The organism is Mesorhizobium sp. ANAO-SY3R2 (assembly GCF_042466635.1).
In the GTDB taxonomy this organism is placed as follows: Bacteria; Pseudomonadota; Alphaproteobacteria; order Rhizobiales; family Rhizobiaceae; genus Aminobacter.
Genome location: NZ_CP159955.1, coordinates 1,677,058 through 1,694,450, shown reverse-complemented (window position 1 = coordinate 1,694,450; position 17,393 = coordinate 1,677,058). Strand labels below are relative to the sequence as shown.

The window sequence follows — 17,393 nt, the reverse complement described above, 5'->3', positions numbered from 1 at the left end:
GCGATAGATCGAAAGCACGCCGAAATCCAGCCGTTGCCTTAGAGCGGGGGCAAATCGCCCCGCGCCCAGCCCTCGCTAATCTCGGCCGTGCGCTCCACGAACCTGCCCGCCTCGATGCCCGACCTGATCTCGCTCATCAGGTGCTGGTAGTAGGAAAGATTGTTCCAGGTCAAAAGCATTGCACCCAGCGACTCTCCGGACTTCACCAGATGATGCAGATAGGCGCGGCTGTAGTCGCGGGCGGCGGGGCAATCGCTTTCCTCGTCCAGCGGCCGCGGGTCGTCGGCATGGCGGGCGTTGCGCAAATTGACCTTGCCGCGCCGCGTGTAGGCGAGACCGTGGCGGCCGGCTCGGGTCGGCATCACGCAGTCGAACATGTCGATGCCGCGCGCCACCGACTTGATGATGTCGTCGGGCGTGCCGACGCCCATCAGGTAGCGCGGCTTCTCGGCCGGCAGTTCCGGACAGGTGATGTCGAGCATGTCGAGCATCACCTCCTGCGGCTCGCCGACGGCCAGCCCGCCCACGGCATAACCCTTGAGGTCGAGCCCCTTCAGCGCCTGCGCCGAACGCACACGCATGTCGGGAATGTCGCCGCCCTGGACGATGCCGAACATCGCCTTGCCCGGCTGGTCGCCAAACGCAGTCTTGCAGCGCTCGGCCCAGCGCAGCGACAGCTCCATTGCGCGCTCGATCTCCTTCGGAGTTGCCGGCAGTGCCGTGCATTCGTCGAGCTGCATCTGGATGTCGGAATCGAGCAGTCCCTGGATCTCGATCGAGCGCTCCGGCGACATCTCGTAGGCAGCGCCATCGATATGCGAGCGGAAGGTCACGCCCTTCTCGCTGATCTTGCGCAGCTTGGACAGCGACATGACCTGGAACCCGCCGGAATCGGTCAGGATCGGGTGCGGCCAGCGGGCAAATTCATGTAAGCCCCCGAGCCGGGCGACGCGCTCGGCACCCGGACGCAACATCAAATGATAGGTGTTGCCCAGGATGATGTCGGCGCCGACACCGCGCACCTGGTCCATATACATGGCCTTCACCGTACCGCCGGTACCCACCGGCATGAAGGCCGGCGTGCGGATCGTGCCGCGCGGCATGGTGATCTCACCGCGCCGCGCCTTGCCTTCGGTGGCCAGCACGTTGAACTTGAACTCTGAACTCATCGGTCGTCCCTGAACAGCAGGCTGGCATCGCCATAGGAATAGAAGCGGTAGCCGCTGGAAATCGCGTGCGAATAGACCTCATGCATGCGCTCGAGCCCAGAAAAGGCCGAGACCAGCATGAACAGCGTCGAGCGCGGCAGGTGAAAATTGGTCATCAGCGCGTCGACGAACTTGAAACGATAGCCCGGCGTGATGAAGATGTCGGTCGGGCCCGACCAAGCGGCAATGCTGCCATCCTCGCGCGCGGCACTCTCCATCAACCTCAGCGAAGTCGTGCCGACAGCAACGACGCGGTTGCCCCGCGCCTTGGCGGCGTTCAGCGCGCTTGCCGTTTCTGCGGAGACATGGCCGATCTCGGAATGCATCTTGTGCTCGGCCGTGTCGTCGGCCTTGACCGGCAGGAAGGTGCCGGCGCCGACATGCAGCGTCACGAACTGCTTTTCGATGCCCTTGGCTTCGAGTGCGGCAAACAGCTCCGGCGTGAAGTGCAGCCCGGCGGTCGGTGCCGCCACCGCGCCCTCCTCCCGCGCATAGACTGTCTGGTAGTCTTGGCGATCGCGATCGTCGTCGGCGCGCTTGGAGGCGATATAGGGCGGCAGCGGGATATGGCCCACCGCGTGCAGCGCTTCGTCGAGCGCTGCACCCGAGAAATCGAAGGCCAGCAGCGCTTCGCCGCCCTCGCCTTTCTCGATGACTGTCGCGTCGAGCTGTCCCAGCATGCATGCTTCGGCGCTGTGGCCGAACTGGATGCGGTCGCCGACCGCGACCCGCTTGCCCGGTCGCATGAAAGCGAGCCAGCGATCGGGTGCGGTGCGCATGTGCAGCGTCGCATCGACATGCGCCACCGCCTCGCCGCGCACGCGGATACCCTTGAGCTGCGCCGGGATCACCCGTGTGTCGTTGAGCACCAAGACGTCGCCGGGCTCGAGCAGCGACGGCAGATCGCGCACCGAAAGATCGGCCAGTTGCTCGCCCGGCCGCACCGCCAGCAACCGCGCCGTGTCGCGCGGTTCGGCCGGGCGCAGCGCGATCCGCTCCTCGGGCAGTTCGAAATCGAAAAGGTCTACGCGCATCAGTAGATTCGGATCATTAGTGCGCCGACGAGCAGCAGCATGGCACCGACGATGCGCCCCATGGAGATCTCGCGGACCGCAACGCCAAGATAACCGGCGCGGTCGACCAGCATGCCGGCAACCAGTTGGCCGGCGACCAGAAAGGCCATCAGTGCTGCCGCACCGATGCGCGGGGTGAGCAGCACCGAGCTGGTGACATAGACCGCACCGAGCGCGCCACCCGTAACGAACAGCCAAGGAGCGGGCGCGCGCCAGTCGATGGAGAGCCCCTGCGTCCGCGTGGTCAGCAAGGTCACGATGCCCAGCACGACGGCGCCGGCTAGGAAGGAAATCGCAGCCGCCGCGACGGGCACACCAAGCCCGCGCGCCAGCTGCGCATTCACAGGTGCCTGAATGGCAATGAAGGCGCCCGCCAGAACGCCGAGAAGCGACCAGAGAACGCCCGCCATTGCCATGTTATTCGGCCACGTCCGCGGCGACCTTCAGCGACACGATCTTGTCGGGATCCTGCACCGGCTCGCCGCGCTTGATCTTGTCGACATTGTCCATGCCTTCGATGACCTGGCCCCAGACCGTGTACTGGCGGTTGAGGAAGCCGGCATCCTCGAAGCAGATGAAGAACTGCGAGTTGGCAGAGTTCGGGTTCTGGGCGCGGGCCATCGAGCAGGTGCCGCGGCCGTGGTTCATGTTGGAGAACTCGGCCTTCAGGTCCGGCTTGTCCGAACCGCCCATGCCGGCGCGCGACGGGTTGAACGACGACTTGGTCGAGTTGCCATACTGCACGTCGCCGGTCTGGGCCATGAAGCCGTCGATGACGCGATGGAACACGACGCCGTCATAGGCGCCCTCGCGGGCCAGTTCCTTGATACGGCCGACATGGCCGGGGGCAAGTTCGGGGAACAGCTCGATGACGACGTTGCCCTTGGTGGTTTCCATGATCAGCGCGTTTTCGCGATCCTTGATCTCGGCCATGGTGGAATTCCTTTTTTCTCTATTGCTATCTTTACTTCGCGTCCGCTGCGATGCGGACCTTGACCATGCTGTCCGGGTCGGAGACGACGCCATTCTGGGCCGCATCGCCCTTCTTGATACCGTCGACCAGTTCCATACCCTTCTCGACGTCGCCGACGATGGTGTACTGGCCATCGAGCGAGGGGGCAGCGTCGAACATGATGAAGAACTGCGAATTCGCCGAATTCGGATCCTGCGACCGCGCCATGCCGACAACGCCGCGCTTGAAGTTCTCATTGGAGAATTCGGCAGGCAGGTCGGGCAGCTTCGAACCGCCCATGCCGGCGCGCGCGGGGTTGTAATTGCTCTTCTGGTTGCCGAACTCGACGTCGCCGGTCTGGGCCATGAAGCCATCGATGACACGGTGGAAAACGACGTTGTCATAAGCGCCTTCGCGCACCAGCGTCTTGATCTGCGCCACGTGCTTGGGGGCGAGGTCGGGCCGCAGCGCCACCGTCACATCACCATCTTTCAGCGTGATGATCATCGTGTTCTCGGGGTCGGCGGCGAAGGCCGAAACCGAACCGGCCAGCAGGCCGGCGAAAACGACGAAGGACGAAGCAAGCTTCCTGAGCTGCATGATCGGTACTCCCTGGGTTTATTTCGCGAATTTTGCCTTGAGCGGCGCAACGACCGCGGCGGGCACGAACGGGCCGATGTCGCCGCCCATCGAGGCTATCTGACGAACAAGTGTGGCGGTAATGGTCCGAACGGAAGGGCTGGCCGGCAGGAATACCGTCTGCAGCTCCGGCGCCATCGTCGCGTTCATGCCGGCCATCTGCATCTCATAGTCGAGATCGGTGCCGTCGCGCAGGCCGCGGATCATCATCGAAGCGCCCTGCTTGCGGGCGGCGTCGATCACCAGCCCGTCGAAGGCGACGACCTTGATGCGCCCGCTGTCCCGACCGAGTTCGGCTTCCGCTACGGCCTCGATCAGCGCGACGCGCTCCTCGAAGGAAAACAGCGGCTTCTTGCCGGGATGGATACCGATCGCCGCATAGACGATGTCGGCAACCGCCAGCGACGCCTTGAGCACGTCGAGATGGCCGTTGGTGAGTGGGTCGAACGACCCGGCATAAATGGCGATGCGGTCAGTCATGGGTGCTGCTTCTAGAACATCGGCGCCAAAGGGGGAAGCGGGCTTCGCCGACAACCTGCCCGCGCGCGCCGGCGCATGGTTTACGAATTGAATGCACGATGAACCGCAATCTCAGCATCAGTTCAAGCGGACGTGAATAATTTGCTGCTAGAGACGGTGAAACCAAACGGCGTTTCGTCCGTTGTTTCGGACAGGAGAACAGCGCCATGATGATCTACATGCTCGCCGCGGCTATGACCCTTGCCATGCTCGTAGCCACTGCCTTTGCCATTCATCAGGAGGCCAACCGTCTCCGCACCAAGGTGCAGGCCGCCCGCATCCAGCTGCCCGGCTGGCACACCCCACGTTCCCTGCGCTAAGCGCCTGAAGCGCAAAAGCGGCGCTTGCGCGCCGCTCTCACCTAGCTTTCAGATTTCCACCTAACACCTTGAAAGAATTTCCCTTCAAGGTGCTGCAGGCAATCAGGCTTCCTCGCTCACCGGGCCGTCGCCGTTCGGCGCTTCGTCGCCGTCGTCTTCGCCCTGCGGCTCGGAAATCCGCTCGACCGAAACCACCTTCTCGCCTTCGGCGGTGTTGAAGATGGTCACGCCCTTGGTGGCGCGGCTAGCCATGCGGATGCCGTCCACCGGCACGCGGATGACCTGGCCACCGTCGGAAACGAGCATGATCTGGTCGTCGCCGCCGACTGGGAAGGTCGCCACCAGCTTGCCGATCTCGGCCGTCTTCGACACGTCGGTGGCGCGGATGCCCTTGCCGCCCCGATTCGTCAGCCGGAAATCGTAGGACGACGAGCGCTTGCCGTAGCCATATTCGCTGACGGTCAGCACCATCTGCTCGTGCGCCTTGAGCTCCTCGTAGCGTTCGTCGCTCAGGTCCGTCGTCTCGCCAACCTCCTCGTTGGTCAGCGCGATCTCGTCCTCTTCGGTGCCGCCCGCCTTGCGTTCGGACACAGCGCGCTTGAGATATTCCGCACGCTCGGCCGGGGTCGCCTCGACATGCTCGATGACTGCCATCGAGATGACGCGGTCGGCCTCACCCATGGCGATGCCGCGCACGCCGACCGAGTTGCGGCTCTGGAACACGCGCACGTCGGAAACCCGGAAGCGGATGCACTGTCCGGAATCGGCTGTCAGCAGCACGTCATCATTGTCGGTGCAGGTCTCGACGCCGAGGATCTCGTCGCCTTCCTCCTCCAGCTTCATGGCGATCTTGCCGTTGCGGTTGACCTGCACAAAGTCGGACAGCTTGTTGCGGCGCACCGTGCCGCGCGTGGTGGCGAACATCACGTCGAGTTCGCTCCAGCTTGCCTCGTCCTCCGGCAGCGGCATGATCGTGGTGATGCGTTCGCCCTGTTCGAGCGGCAGCATGTTGATCAGCGCCTTGCCGCGCGACTGCGGATTGCCGATCGGCAGCCGCCAGACCTTTTCCTTGTAGACGATGCCGCGCGAGGAGAAGAACAGCACCGGCGTGTGCGTGTTGACCACGAACAGCCGGGTGACGAAATCCTCGTCCTTCGTCGACATGCCCGAGCGGCCCTTGCCGCCGCGGCGCTGCGCCCGATAGAGCGATAGCGGCACGCGTTTGATGTAGCCGGAATGGCTGACGGTGACGACCATGTCCTCGCGCGGGATCAGGTCCTCGTCTTCCATGTCGGAGCCGGCGTCGGTAATCTCGGTCCGGCGCGGAACGCCGAACTCGTCACGCACGGCGATCAGCTCGTCCTTGACGATCTGCTGGATGCGCGCCCGCGACGACAGGATGTCGAGATAGTCGGTGATTTCGGCGCCGATCTTGTTGAGCTCGTCGGCGATCTCGTCGCGGCCAAGTGCCGTCAGGCGCTGCAGGCGCAGTTCGAGGATGGCGCGCGCCTGCTCTTCCGACAGGTTGTAGGTGCCGTCTTCGTTGATGCGGTGGCGCGGATCGTCGATCAGCATGATCAGCGACTCGACGTCGGAAGCCGGCCAGCGCCGCGTCATCAGCTGATCGCGCGCCGTCTGCGGATCGGGCGCAGTGCGGATCAGCTTGATCACTTCATCGATATTGGCAACTGCAATCGCCAGGCCCACCAAGACGTGGGCGCGGTCGCGCACCTTCCTGAGCAGGAACTTGGTGCGTCGGCTGATCACTTCTTCGCGGAAGGCGACGAACGCCTTCAGCATGTCGAGCAGCGTCAGCACTTCCGGCTTGCCGCCGTTGAGCGCCACCATATTGGCGCCGAACGAGGTCTGCAGCGGCGTGAAGCGATAGAGCTGATTGAGGATCACTTCGGCGTTGGCGTCGCGCTTGAGCTCGATGACGACGCGGTAGCCCTGGCGGTCGCTCTCGTCGCGGATGTCGGAGATGCCCTCGATGCGCTTGTCGCGCACGAGCTCCGCCATCTTCTCGATCATCGAGGCCTTGTTCACCTGATAGGGAACTTCGGTGATGATGATGGCTTCGCGATCGTTGCGGATCTGCTCGATATTGACCTTGCCGCGCATGACGACAGAGCCACGCCCGGTCGAATAGGCGTTGTAGATGCCCGAGCGGCCCAGGATAAGGCCACTGGTCGGGAAATCAGGACCGGGGATGATCTCCATCAGATCGGGCAGATCAATCGCCGGGTTCTCCATGACGGCGATGGCGCCGTTGCAGACCTCGACCAGATTGTGCGGCGGGATGTTGGTCGCCATGCCGACGGCGATGCCGCCAGCACCATTGACCAGCAATGCCGGAAAGCGCGCAGGCAGGACGCGCGGCTCACGGCCCGAGGCGTCGTAGGTGTCCTGGAAATCGACGGTATCCTTGTCGATGTCCTCAAGCAGTTCGTGGGCAACCTTGGTCAACCGCGCTTCGGTGTAGCGCATCGCCGCGGGCGGATCGCCGTCGATCGAACCGAAATTGCCCTGCCCGTCGATGAGCGTCACGCTCATCGACCAGTCCTGGGCCATGCGCACCAACGCGTCGTAGATCGAGGCATCGCCGTGCGGATGGTACTTACCCATCACGTCGGCGACGGGGCGCGCCGACTTCACATATTTGCGGTTCCAGTGGTAGCCGCTCTCATGCGAGGCAAAGAGGATACGCCGATGCACCGGCTTCATGCCGTCGCGCACGTCGGGCAGCGCACGGCTCACGATCACGCTCATGGCGTAGTCGAGATAGGAGCGCTGCATCTCCTCGATGATGGAAATCGGCTCGATGCCGAAAGGACCCTCTGGCCCGCGCGGTGATTTCTGGTCGGTCAACTCTGATCACGCATGTTGGGAATCATTCAACCCTTATATAGGATTGCTGCCACGAAGACCAATTCCCACGGCGCTTTTCCAGAGCTGATTTCACCCGCCAATTCAAATGGATAGCTGGCGCCGGCGTTTCCGCGACAGTGTGTCCGCCACATTGTCGCCGGCATCGCCGCCGAGCGCCCGCCCCCGGCGCATTTTGTCTCTGGCGCGGGCGTCGCGCGCACGCTAGCCTGCGTTCACCCAGGGGGATGTTCGATGCCGCTTTTCGACAGTGTCTTCAATGCCTTCGTCACCATCCTGGTAACCATCGATCCGCCCGGCCTTGCACCGCTGTTTCTTGCCGTGACGCGCGGCATGAACCGCGAGCAACGCCTCCAGGTTTCAGTGCGCGCCAGCATCATCGCTTTCGCGGTCCTGGCCCTGTTCGCCATAGCAGGGGCTGCCATCCTCAAGGTGTTCGGCATCACCTTGCCGGCCTTCCGCGTGGCCGGCGGCTTCCTGCTGTTCTTCATCGCGTTTGAAATGGTCTTCGAGCGCCGCCAGGACCGCAAGGAAAAGATCTCGGACGTGGCGATCACCCGCGACCACATCCACAATCTCGCAGCCTTCCCGCTCGCCATTCCGCTGATCGCCGGCCCGGGCGCCATCTCGGCCACGGTTCTCTTGTCCGGCTCGTTTCAGGGCTGGACGGCGCAGGCGATGCTTGTGTTGATTATCCTGGCCTGCCTGGCATTGACCTTCCTGGTCTTCATTCTCGCCGAACGCATCGACCAGTTCCTCGGCCAGACCGGCCGCTCGATCCTGACCCGGTTGCTCGGCGTGATCCTGGCCGCACTTGCGGTTCAGTTCGTCGCCGACGGCATCAAGGAACTGGCAGCAATGTGAGGCCGGGCGACGGCCTGCATTGATGCGACACTTCCACAACGACTGCCCGAACACTGTCGCCCATGCTGAGGCAATCGGCCAGAAAGCAGCCAAATACAGCTTGGCGGGCGCGCCACGACCAATCTCCAGCACCTCGGCTGAGATCCGCGCGCTGCGCGAATACTTGCATACCCTTCCGGGCGCTTTGACGAATTATTCTTTTATGCTTGGAGAGACCGATCCGCATCGCCGCGATCTGGCAAGTGCGGTCAGCAGCCGATTTGTAGACAGACCCGGCCATGTTCCTGTTGGTTGCCTGCAGCGATGGAGGACCCATATCTGTTTCGAGCAGCGCGCTGCCGTTCCAGCAGCAAGCCAAGCGTGCCGACTGGTAGTCGCCGCCGGCCCCGGAGTTCAGGTACCCCCCCTTGGCCTTCTTCCATTTACGCAACCGGCCGCGCGCATTGGCATAGGGTGACGAAGTATTGAACTGGATCATCCTGCCCATGGTGTATTGCCTGTACCACGGTCGACCATATAGCTCGGCTTCGGTGTAGCCTTCGACCAGCGCAACGATACGCGCCTTGGCGTCGCCAAAACGTTGCAGCAGTTCGGGAAATGAAAGCGGTTGATAATCGCCATAGAACTTCCGGGCCAGCCGGCCGAGTTCGTTCCACTTGAATCCGGTTTCTGGAAAATCGATGGCTTCGCCGGCGGCTGCGCGCGCGTGCCACTTCAGTACCAGCTCGTTCCAACCAATGAGATAGGAGACGAGGTCGCGAACACTCATCACGGCGCCGTTAACGTGGCCGTCCAGCGTTGCCTCGCCTGCGAATTCGACCGGCACGGTCGCAAGCTCGCGCGCCAGCCTGTCATAGCCAACGCTAATCGCCTCGAGCAGTTCGGATTTGCTTTGCGGAACGGCCATTTGTCAAACGCTCTTGGCTGCAACGGTGCCGACGAAGCCATTGCGAAAAGCCCGCTGCATGGTGCCGGTGACATCATAGCTGCGCCATATCACCGGAACCTGTGCGCCAAACGCATCGACCATATTGCCCACTCGACGAATCTGCCATGCGGTGCACAACCCCGTCCTCAGGCACACGCCACGGCCCCAAGGAAATTCCGGCGTGGGATGCCATTTGCCTGGCCTACGCCAGTGCATGACCCCGAACCGAAAGTCCGCGTAGCGAAAATCGGAAACATTTTTCGGAAAGGATCATGCACAAATTCAAAGTGCTACAGCGTCCTTTCCGCGTCCAGAAGGACGCGCGGCGCTGTAGCACTGCAGCCTACGCCGCGGTCTCGACGATTTCGAAGTCGTGGGTGATTTCGGCGGTCTTGGCCATCATCGCCGAGGCCGAGCAGTATTTCTCCACCGACAGCTCGATGGCACGCTTGACCTTGTCAGGCGACAGCCGCTTACCCTTGACGATGTAGTGCATGTGGATCTTGGTGAAAACCTTGGGCTCGGTTTCCGCACGATCGGCTTCGAGTTCGACCACTACGTCCTCGACCGCCTCACGGCCCTTTTCAAGGATATGGACGACGTCATAGGCCGAGCAGCCGCCGGTGCCGAGCAGCACCAACTCCATCGGGCTCGGGCCCGGCGTCTTGCCCTCTGGCCCCGAGGCCGTGCCGAGCACCAGCTTGTGACCGCTGCCGGACTCGCCGACGAAGGTGCGGTCCTCAACCCATTTCACGCGTGCTTTCACTGCAGTCTACCTTTCATGCACCACGCGCATGATCGCCACACCCCACACGGCAGCAACCCGCTGCCTCGCGCTTGCGACATACCTTGCACGCCCGGACAAACCGCCTAGCAATTCAGCCACGCGACCCGTCAAGCCATTGCGCAGGCGCTCCATGGTTTCGATGCCCATCGAACGCCCGGAAAAACTGAATCAGAACGGAATCTCGTCATCGAGGTCGCGCGACGAACCGCCACCACCCATGCCGCCACGGCCACCACCGCCGCCGCCGCCGCCACGACCGCCGCCATAGCTGTCGGCCGGGCCCGACTGGCCGAAGTCAGAACCGCGACCACCGCCGCCGCCATAGCCACCCTGCCCACCGCCATAGCCGCCACCCTGGCCGCCGCTATAGCCGACCTGGCCGCCGCCATAGCCGGCGTCGCCGCCCTGGCCGCGTGCATCGAGCATCTGCAGTTCACCACGGAACTTCTGCAGCACGATCTCGGTGGTGTAGCGCTCGATGCCGTCCTTTTCCCACTTGCGGGTCTGCAGCTGGCCTTCGATGTAAACCTTCATGCCCTTCTTGAGGTACTGCTCGGCGACCTTGGCGAGGTTGTCGTTGAAAATGACCACCTGATGCCACTCGGTCTTTTCCTTGCGCTCGCCCGAGTTCTTGTCGCGCCAGCTTTCCGAGGTGGCGATGCGCAGGTTGACCACCGGCTCGCCCGAATTGAGCCTGCGGATTTCAGGATCGGCACCGAGATTGCCGACCAGAATGACCTTGTTGACGCTACCTGCCATAACACCGCTCCGCGCTCGTCCGAAACCAGATCCGAATTGTGAGCCGCACCTTAGCCCAACGCACAGGGTCCCCGCGCCCCCTGAGCGCGGAAAAGCTGGTGCAGTCCACAAATAGTTTTCGTTCTTATTTTGTTCTATACAAAACGACCCAAGATGGCAAGGGCCCCTTAAAAGCACCGAAGGGCCGCCCTTGCGGACGGCCCTCCGAACCTGCAGCGCTCGAACGGCTCAGGCCTCGCCCTGCATCCGATCCTTGAAGAAGTCGAGATGCTTCTTCTGCGCCTCGATCATCTTCTCGCGATAGATGCCATAGATTACGTCGGTGTCGTGCAGGGTCACGCCTTCGATCGTCGGCGAGGCAAAGGTCGGCAGTTCGATGCCGCGGTCGGCCAGCTTCTGCGCCGTGCGCGCGATCAGTTCGTGGGTCATGATCATGGCAAGCACGGTCGAAGAGCCCGCCACCGGCCGGCTCCAGCCCTTTACCGGCACGATCGCATCCTCGATCGGCGACGTCGTGTCGATTACGATATCGGCGGCATCCGCCAGTCGCTTGCCCGACGAATGGCTCGCCGGCTTGTCGAGGTTGTTCTTGCTGGTGATGGCAACGACGAACAGCCCGCGCTTCTTGGCATAGAGTGCGGTGTCGATGCCGGAAGCGTTGCGGCCGCTGTGGCCGAAGATGATGATCGAATCCCCAGGATTGAGCGGCTGATGGTCGAGGAACTTTTCCGCATATTTCTCGGTGCGCTCAAGCCACAGAAGCTCGCGCACGCCGCCCGATCCCAGCACATTGTGCCACATCACGCGCGGGTCGGTCAGCGGGTTGAAGCCGACATAAGAGCCGTAGCGCGGGAACGCCTCCTGGCAAGGCAGCACCGAATGGCCCGACCCGTAGAGGTGAACCAGGCCATTGTTGGCGAGCGTGTCGGCAAGCTTTGCCGACACCGTTTCGAAGGCCGCCTCGTTGGCTGTCGCCGCCCCGTCGATGAGCTTGGCCAACCGGCTGATGTAGGAAGTGGTCATGGTGACAAAGAACCTTTCGCTTGTCAGAGATGAAGAACGGAACGGATTTCGTAGCGGTCGCCGCGCATGGTCGAGACCGTGAATTCGAACGGGCCGCTGCGATCGAAGGCAATGCGCTCGACGACGAAGGCGGGGCTGCCGGCCGGCAGTTGGATGAGATCGGCATCCTCCGGCTTGACCGAGCCGATGCGGTAGATCTCGCGCGCCTCCAGCGGCACGATGCCGTAGGCGGCCTTGAGCGTCTCGTAGAGCGAGGAGACGCTTCCTGCTGTCTCCAGCAGGCCGGGCACGCGCGCCTCGGGCAGGTGCGCGGTCTGGATGCCGATCGGCTGGTCGTTGCCAAGCCTGAGGCGTCGCAACCGCACGACAGGGGTGCCCTCCTCGATCTCCAGCGCACCCGCAACCTGGGAGTCGGCAGGAACGATCCGTGCATCGAGCAACCGCGTGCCGAGATTGAGGCCGAGATTGGCCATCTCCTGGGTGAAGCTGGTCAGCCCGCGCACGCCTGCAATGACGGTCGGGCTACGCACGAAGGTGCCGCGCCCATGCTCGCGGCTGAGCAGGCCGGAATCCTCGAGATTGCGCAGGGCATGGCGCACTGTGATGCGGCTCACGCCGAGCAGGTCGCACAGCCGCTCCTCGTTGGGAATCTGCGACCCCGTCGCCCATTCGCCCGAGGAGATCAGCGCCCGCATCGCCTGTTCGGCCTGATGCCACAGCGGTTCCGGCCGGCTGCGGTTGGGTTTTGCGAAATTTCCGCTCATCGGATTTCGTCCCATTTCTGGCCCCTCGCCCCGGCGAACGCCGCCCCGACGAGGCTGGCATTCGGCCCGAAGGTCCCTTTTTCCATTCGCACCCGCCTGAGATGCGGTGGCAACTGTCTTTCCATGGCCTCGCGCACCATCGGCACCAGCACGTCGGCCGCCTCGGCCACGCCGCCGGCCAGTATCACTGCCTGCGGATCGAGCAGCGCCACAGCGGTCGCCAGACCGATGCCCAGCGCCCGCGTCGGATGCGCGAGCGCGCTCAGCGCCTTCGCCTCGCCCTCGCGCGCTGCCGCCACCAGCCCGCGGCCGTCACCGAAACCCGCCTGTCTGCCGAGCGCGTCGAGCGCCCTGCCCGAGGCCTGCCGCTCCAGCCAGCCGTCGCGGTCGTTGCCGGCGTCGGCGAGATCGGCGCAGGCCCAGCCGAAGGAACAGGCGGCACCATGTGCGCCGCGCACGATGCGCGAGCCCGACAGCACCGCCGAGCCGATTCCGGTGCCGATCGCCACCAGGATCGCGTCGGTCATTCTCTGCGCTGCCCCTGCTGTCGCTTCCGCCAGCAGCGCCAGTTGCGCATCCTGGCCCAGCCCGATCTCGACGTCAGGAAACAGTTCCGCCAGGTCGACACCGTCGAGGAAAGGCAGGTTGGGGATCCACTGGCAGCGCGTGCCATCAGCTGTGCCGGGCACGGAAATGCCCATGCGGCTGATGCCAGGCGTCTCGACGAGGCCCGACAGCTTCCCGCGAAATTCATCGATGCCTTTCGGCGCGGGCCATGCGCCGACCTGCTCGACCCCGGCCGGATTGCTGCAGTCCGCAAGACCCGCCCGCAATTGCGTGCCGCCTAGGTCGATGGCCAGGATCTTGCTCATCCCTTCACCCCGGAACTGACGATAGAATCGACGAAGAAGCGCTGCAGGAACACGAACAGCACCAGCGGCGGTAGCACCGCCAGCGTCGCGCCCGCCATCACCAGATTGGTGTTCATCGCGCCGCGATTGTAGCTCAACAGCCTGCTGAGGCTGATGACGATGGGATATTGCTCGCTGTTGCCCTGCAGCACGGTCAGCGGCCAAAGATAGCTGTTCCAGTGATAGACGAAAGCAAACAGGGCGAGCGCCGCCAGCGCCGGCGTCACCAAAGGTGCGACGATGGCAAACAGGATGCGCAGCTCCGACGCTCCGTCCATGCGCGCCGCGTCGATCAGGTCGTCGGGCACGCCCGCTATGAACTGCCGCATCAGGAAGATGCCGAAGGCATTGGCCAGGTTCGGCAGGATCACCCCCGCCAGGCTGGCATTGAGACCGATAGTCCCGACCATCCGGTAGAGCGGGATCAACGTGACGATCGGCGGCAGGAACATTGTCGCTATCAATGCGGCAAACAGCAGATCGCGCCCGCGAAACCGGTGCTTGGCGAAGGCATAGCCGGCCATCAGGCTGGTAACGAGAATGCCTGTCGTCGTCACCGTGGCGATGACGGCTGAATTCGCCATCGAGCGGCCGACATTGATGACGCCCGCAACCTTGCCGAAGGCGTCCAGGCTCGGGCTCTCCGGCAGCCACACCGGCGGCACCTGCATTGTCTCGGCCGGCGTCTTCAGGCTCGACAACACCATCCAGACCAGCGGAAAGGCCGATGCAACCGCCACGACCAGCATCAGCATAGCCACCAGATAGTCGCCGCCGCTCGGCCTTGGCCGGAAAAAGATCAGGCCGCGGCGCGGCCGCCATTTGCTTGCCGAGGTCATTCGTCGTCACCCCGCCGGGCGAAGGCGAACAGTGCGAAGATCACCACGATCAGCGACAGCATCAGCGTCACCGCCATGGCGGAGCCCAGGCCCCCTTGCGCGCGCTCGATGCCGACACGCCTGATGTGATAGGTGAGAACATTGGTCGAACCGACGGGCCCGCCTTGCGTGATCAGCGCCACCGGCTCGAACACCTGCACGGCATTGATGATGGCGATCACCGCGCTGAACAGCAGCGTGCGGCGCAGCAGCGGCAGCGTGATCGCCGAAAACTGCTGGCGTGCATTGGCGCCGTCGATGGTCGCCGCCTCATAAAGGCTGGTAGGGATCTGCGTCAGTCCGGCGACCACCAGCACGGTGAAATAGCCGACCTGCTGCCAGACATTGAGGAAGACGATCGACACCAGCGCCGTATCAGGCGACGACAACCATGGCTGCGGTCCGATGCCGATCCATCCGAACATCTGGTTGATCGGCCCCTCGGTCGGGGAATAGAGCTTCGACCACACCAGGGCGACGGCGATCATCGGCACCATGTAGGTCGAAAACAGGATGGTCCTGAGCGCGTTTCCACCAGCGACGTTGCGCTGGTAGACCAGCAGCCCCAGCACCACCGAAAGCGGCAGGATCAGCGCCACCGAGAGCACCGTGTAGATCGCAGTGTTGACCAGCGCACCCTTGAAGTCGCGGCCGACCGAGGTCGCCCCGAAAATCTCCCGGAAATTGTCGAACCCGGCAAACTGGGCGGTCTGGAAGCCAGTCTGCGTCGACCAGTGCTGCAGCGACAGCCAGACCGTCAGCAGCATCGGCAGGAAAATGAAGGCGCCTATGAGCGAGACGGCTGGCGTCAGCAACGCCCAGACGGAATGTTGGTGGGTCCTGGTCATTTCAATTTCGTGCCCGCGGAAACCGCAACGGCCGTGTGTCTGAAAACAAATAGCCCCTCACCGGTTCGCTTCGCGAACCACCTCTCCCCCACATTCGTAAGGGAGAGGAATCGCCAATCGCCTTGGTCGCGACCATGCAGGGCTTGGGTTCCTCGCCCCCATGGAATGGGGGAGAGGTGGTTCGCGCAGCGAACCGGTGAGGGGGACTTCATCAGCTGGCCTCGTACCCGAAGAAGAAGGCCCTACTTCGCAGCCTTCTCCAGGATCGAAGCGGCATCGGCCTGGGCGCTCGCCTGCGCGTCCTTTGCCGAAACCTTGCCGTATTGCAGCGCCTCGACCGTCTGCTGCAGGGATTCGGAGAATTCCTGTCCGCCCAGCACCACGGGGAACGGCTTGGCGTCGGCCAGCACGCTGACATAGCCCGACAGGAACTCGGAACCGAGCTTGTCCTTGAAGGCTTCGACATCTGACGTCCGCGACGGCAGGATGCCCATCGACATCAGGATGTTGGCCATGGCCGAAGCGCCGTTCGGGCCCGACTTCGGACTATTGAGCCAGGCAAGAAAATCCCAGGCCGCCTTCTGCTCGGCCTCGGCAGCCCCCGCATTCACCACGGTCATCCAGGAATATGAGATCGAGCGCGGCTTGTCGCCGCTCGGCCCGACCGGGATCGGTGCGGTGGCGATATTGGCGAATTTGTCGCCCATGCCGCCCTTCAGCGCGCTCTCCCACCAGTTGGCCATGATGATCATGCCGGTCTTGCCCGAGACGAAATTGTCAAGGAACGGCCCGGTCGTGTTGGCGTCTGCCGTGCCCATGGCCGGATCGCTGGAACCGGCCTTGATCAGGTCCTCGTAGAGCTGGAACGCCTCGCCCGCGTTCTTGCTGTCCAGCACAGGCTTGCCGTCGACGACCAGATCGCCGCCGTTCGACACCAGAAGCGACGAGAACGGATGCACAACGCCCGCCGCCCATGAATTGATCATTCCGAAGCCCTGCTGCCCGGCATCCTTCTTGGTCAACTTGGCGGCCGCGTCCTTGAGCTCGTCCCAGGTCTTGGGAGCGCCCGCGATGCCCGCCTCGGCAAAAAGCGCCTTGTTGTAGTTCAGCGCATAGACGTCGATTTCGTTGGGAATGCCGTAAAGCGTGCCGCCGACGCTCGCCGCCGACACCACACCGGCCGGCCAGCCGGCCTTGACGTCGCCACCGACGGCCTCGGGTGCTGGAGCCACCAGCTTGTCGCGCGCCAGTTCCGGCAGCCACAGGTCGTAGATGCCGGCAATCGTCGCGCCGTCGCCGCCACCCTGCGAACGCAGCGTGGTCAACAGGTCACCGAACGGCACCGCGCGCACCGTGACAGCAACATCCGGATTGGTCTTGGAAAAATCCTTGGCCGCCTGCTCGAGCAGCGCCACGGTCTCCGGCGACCAGTGGGTGAGATAGGAAATATTGACCGACTGCGCCAGCACGGCACTCGGCAGCATAGCGATGCCGGCGGCCAGCGCGCATTTGATGGTCCACGCAAGCTTCATGACAAATCCTCCAGATGCGGACTGTTCCCTTTTATGGCCCGCGCCAAGAGGTTATAACGTCATATCGACCTGTCAAGCAGGTTCGTGTGGAGAATTCCGTCCGCCATATCGCCGCAACGAGAGGCATCTGCATTCGGGTTGCGCATGAGCTTCAGCAAATGCTCGAGCGGCAATATCGCGGCATCGGTCGCGTTCAGATCGGCAAGGTATCATGCGACGAACCGCCGCCGCTTGTCAGTCAGCGCCACATCTGGTTACCTTCAATTGATGCCAAATCGGGAGATAGCAATGCTCAGATCTTGGTCTCTGTCACTAGCAATGGCTTTTGGCCTATTGGCCTCGCCCGTGGCGCTTCCTCCAGAGGCGACGGCCCAGGCCAACGTCAATATCAGCATCGGTATTGGCACCAACCTCAACAGAGGAAGAGGAATTACCTGCAGTCAGGGGGAAAGGCTGCTCCGCAGTCGTGGGTTCCGGGATGTGCGCCGTATAGACTGCCGCG

19 protein-coding genes are annotated in these 17,393 nt (G+C 63.3%); 2 read left to right on the top strand and 17 right to left on the bottom strand.

Annotation, left to right across the window (positions count from 1 at the left end):
- Nucleotides 1-38 precede the first annotated feature (38 nt).
- Genes tgt through coaD form a run of 6 tightly spaced genes read right to left on the bottom strand, consistent with a single transcriptional unit; the run spans nucleotide 39 to nucleotide 4,352 of the window.
- Nucleotides 39-1,169: a tRNA guanosine(34) transglycosylase Tgt gene (gene tgt, locus ABSY17_RS12930; protein ID WP_378951147.1), complete on the bottom strand. Its 1,131-nt coding sequence runs from the start codon at nucleotides 1,167-1,169 to the stop codon at nucleotides 39-41.
- Nucleotides 1,166-2,242, bottom strand: coding sequence for a tRNA preQ1(34) S-adenosylmethionine ribosyltransferase-isomerase QueA (gene queA, locus ABSY17_RS12925; RefSeq protein WP_378951145.1), 1,077 nt, complete (start codon nucleotides 2,240-2,242; stop codon nucleotides 1,166-1,168). Before queA ends, tgt begins: the two co-directional genes overlap by 4 nt.
- On the bottom strand, nucleotides 2,242-2,691 hold the full coding sequence (locus ABSY17_RS12920; RefSeq protein ID WP_378951142.1) for a DMT family transporter: 450 nt from the start codon (nucleotides 2,689-2,691) through the stop codon (nucleotides 2,242-2,244). Before ABSY17_RS12920 ends, queA begins: the two co-directional genes overlap by 1 nt.
- 7 nt (nucleotides 2,692-2,698) lie before the next feature.
- Entirely contained in the window at nucleotides 2,699-3,214 is a 516-nt protein-coding gene (locus tag ABSY17_RS12915; RefSeq protein WP_378951139.1) for a peptidylprolyl isomerase, read from the bottom strand.
- A gap of 31 nt (nucleotides 3,215-3,245) precedes the next feature.
- Entirely contained in the window at nucleotides 3,246-3,833 is a 588-nt protein-coding gene (locus ABSY17_RS12910) for a peptidylprolyl isomerase (RefSeq protein WP_378951137.1), read from the bottom strand.
- An 18-nt stretch (nucleotides 3,834-3,851) separates the two neighbouring features.
- On the bottom strand, nucleotides 3,852-4,352 hold the full coding sequence (gene coaD / locus ABSY17_RS12905) for a pantetheine-phosphate adenylyltransferase (RefSeq protein WP_378951134.1): 501 nt from the start codon (nucleotides 4,350-4,352) through the stop codon (nucleotides 3,852-3,854).
- A 206-nt stretch (nucleotides 4,353-4,558) separates the two neighbouring features.
- Here coaD and ABSY17_RS12900 point away from each other — a divergent pair, with 206 nt between their 5' ends.
- Complete coding sequence (locus tag ABSY17_RS12900) at nucleotides 4,559-4,711, top strand: hypothetical protein (protein WP_378951131.1); 153 nt, start codon at nucleotides 4,559-4,561, stop codon at nucleotides 4,709-4,711.
- A gap of 102 nt (nucleotides 4,712-4,813) precedes the next feature.
- Here the strand turns inward: ABSY17_RS12900 and gyrA are convergent, their stop codons facing one another.
- Nucleotides 4,814-7,579 carry a DNA gyrase subunit A gene (gene gyrA / locus ABSY17_RS12895; RefSeq protein ID WP_378951128.1) on the bottom strand — a complete coding sequence of 922 codons (2,766 nt, stop codon included), beginning with the start codon at nucleotides 7,577-7,579 and terminating at the stop codon, nucleotides 4,814-4,816.
- 252 nt (nucleotides 7,580-7,831) lie between these two features.
- On the opposite strand from gyrA, the gene ABSY17_RS12890 reads away from it, so the two are divergent.
- Nucleotides 7,832-8,461 (top strand): MarC family protein, encoded by a 630-nt coding sequence (locus ABSY17_RS12890; RefSeq protein ID WP_378951125.1) that lies wholly within the window; start codon nucleotides 7,832-7,834, stop codon nucleotides 8,459-8,461.
- On the opposite strand, the gene ABSY17_RS12885 is transcribed toward ABSY17_RS12890, so the two are convergent.
- From ABSY17_RS12885 to ABSY17_RS12840, 10 genes are all read right to left on the bottom strand, one after another.
- Nucleotides 8,439-9,368 (bottom strand): ClbS/DfsB family four-helix bundle protein, encoded by a 930-nt coding sequence (locus tag ABSY17_RS12885; RefSeq protein WP_378951122.1) that lies wholly within the window; start codon nucleotides 9,366-9,368, stop codon nucleotides 8,439-8,441. The genes ABSY17_RS12890 and ABSY17_RS12885 overlap by 23 nt on opposite strands.
- A 3-nt stretch (nucleotides 9,369-9,371) precedes the next feature.
- Nucleotides 9,372-9,500: a hypothetical protein gene (locus ABSY17_RS12880; RefSeq protein ID WP_378951119.1), complete on the bottom strand. Its 129-nt coding sequence runs from the start codon at nucleotides 9,498-9,500 to the stop codon at nucleotides 9,372-9,374.
- A gap of 232 nt (nucleotides 9,501-9,732) precedes the next feature.
- Nucleotides 9,733-10,155 carry an OsmC family protein gene (locus tag ABSY17_RS12875; RefSeq protein ID WP_378951116.1) on the bottom strand — a complete coding sequence of 141 codons (423 nt, stop codon included), beginning with the start codon at nucleotides 10,153-10,155 and terminating at the stop codon, nucleotides 9,733-9,735.
- Nucleotides 10,156-10,344: 189 nt separating this feature from the next.
- Nucleotides 10,345-10,935, bottom strand: coding sequence for a single-stranded DNA-binding protein (ssb, locus tag ABSY17_RS12870; RefSeq protein ID WP_378951114.1), 591 nt, complete (start codon nucleotides 10,933-10,935; stop codon nucleotides 10,345-10,347).
- A 228-nt stretch (nucleotides 10,936-11,163) separates the two neighbouring features.
- Nucleotides 11,164-11,958, bottom strand: coding sequence for a sugar isomerase domain-containing protein (locus tag ABSY17_RS12865; protein WP_378951111.1), 795 nt, complete (start codon nucleotides 11,956-11,958; stop codon nucleotides 11,164-11,166).
- Nucleotides 11,959-11,981: 23 nt separating this feature from the next.
- Entirely contained in the window at nucleotides 11,982-12,722 is a 741-nt protein-coding gene (locus tag ABSY17_RS12860) for a GntR family transcriptional regulator (RefSeq protein ID WP_378951109.1), read from the bottom strand.
- Entirely contained in the window at nucleotides 12,719-13,594 is an 876-nt protein-coding gene (locus tag ABSY17_RS12855) for an ROK family protein (protein WP_378951106.1), read from the bottom strand. The genes ABSY17_RS12860 and ABSY17_RS12855 overlap by 4 nt, the downstream gene beginning before the upstream one ends.
- On the bottom strand, nucleotides 13,591-14,472 hold the full coding sequence (locus tag ABSY17_RS12850) for a carbohydrate ABC transporter permease (RefSeq protein WP_378951103.1): 882 nt from the start codon (nucleotides 14,470-14,472) through the stop codon (nucleotides 13,591-13,593). Before ABSY17_RS12850 ends, ABSY17_RS12855 begins: the two co-directional genes overlap by 4 nt.
- Nucleotides 14,469-15,359, bottom strand: a complete 891-nt coding sequence (locus ABSY17_RS12845; protein WP_378951100.1) for a carbohydrate ABC transporter permease — start codon at nucleotides 15,357-15,359, stop codon at nucleotides 14,469-14,471. The genes ABSY17_RS12850 and ABSY17_RS12845 overlap by 4 nt, the downstream gene beginning before the upstream one ends.
- A 242-nt stretch (nucleotides 15,360-15,601) precedes the next feature.
- Complete coding sequence (locus tag ABSY17_RS12840) at nucleotides 15,602-16,891, bottom strand: ABC transporter substrate-binding protein (RefSeq protein ID WP_378951097.1); 1,290 nt, start codon at nucleotides 16,889-16,891, stop codon at nucleotides 15,602-15,604.
- Nucleotides 16,892-17,393 lie beyond the last annotated feature (502 nt).

Excerpts from the sequence above, each read along its gene's own strand:
- ABSY17_RS12910 (WP_378951137.1), bottom strand. The coding sequence starts at position 3,833 with ATGCAGCTCAGGAAGCTTGCTTCGTCCTTCGTCGTTTTCGCCGGCCTG.
- tgt (WP_378951147.1), bottom strand. The coding sequence starts at position 1,169 with ATGAGTTCAGAGTTCAAGTTCAACGTGCTGGCCACCGAAGGCAAGGCG.
- ABSY17_RS12840 (WP_378951097.1), bottom strand. The coding sequence starts at position 16,891 with ATGAAGCTTGCGTGGACCATCAAATGCGCGCTGGCCGCCGGCATCGCT.
- ABSY17_RS12900 (WP_378951131.1), top strand. The coding sequence starts at position 4,559 with ATGATGATCTACATGCTCGCCGCGGCTATGACCCTTGCCATGCTCGTA.
- ABSY17_RS12845 (WP_378951100.1), bottom strand. The coding sequence starts at position 15,359 with ATGACCAGGACCCACCAACATTCCGTCTGGGCGTTGCTGACGCCAGCC.
- ABSY17_RS12885 (WP_378951122.1), bottom strand. The coding sequence starts at position 9,368 with ATGGCCGTTCCGCAAAGCAAATCCGAACTGCTCGAGGCGATTAGCGTT.
- ssb (WP_378951114.1), bottom strand. The coding sequence starts at position 10,935 with ATGGCAGGTAGCGTCAACAAGGTCATTCTGGTCGGCAATCTCGGTGCC.
- ABSY17_RS12915 (WP_378951139.1), bottom strand. The coding sequence starts at position 3,214 with ATGGCCGAGATCAAGGATCGCGAAAACGCGCTGATCATGGAAACCACC.
- ABSY17_RS12920 (WP_378951142.1), bottom strand. The coding sequence starts at position 2,691 with ATGGCGGGCGTTCTCTGGTCGCTTCTCGGCGTTCTGGCGGGCGCCTTC.
- ABSY17_RS12890 (WP_378951125.1), top strand. The coding sequence starts at position 7,832 with ATGCCGCTTTTCGACAGTGTCTTCAATGCCTTCGTCACCATCCTGGTA.
- coaD (WP_378951134.1), bottom strand. The coding sequence starts at position 4,352 with ATGACTGACCGCATCGCCATTTATGCCGGGTCGTTCGACCCACTCACC.
- ABSY17_RS12860 (WP_378951109.1), bottom strand. The coding sequence starts at position 12,722 with ATGAGCGGAAATTTCGCAAAACCCAACCGCAGCCGGCCGGAACCGCTG.
- queA (WP_378951145.1), bottom strand. The coding sequence starts at position 2,242 with ATGCGCGTAGACCTTTTCGATTTCGAACTGCCCGAGGAGCGGATCGCG.
- ABSY17_RS12865 (WP_378951111.1), bottom strand. The coding sequence starts at position 11,958 with ATGACCACTTCCTACATCAGCCGGTTGGCCAAGCTCATCGACGGGGCG.
- ABSY17_RS12850 (WP_378951103.1), bottom strand. The coding sequence starts at position 14,472 with ATGACCTCGGCAAGCAAATGGCGGCCGCGCCGCGGCCTGATCTTTTTC.
- ABSY17_RS12855 (WP_378951106.1), bottom strand. The coding sequence starts at position 13,594 with ATGAGCAAGATCCTGGCCATCGACCTAGGCGGCACGCAATTGCGGGCG.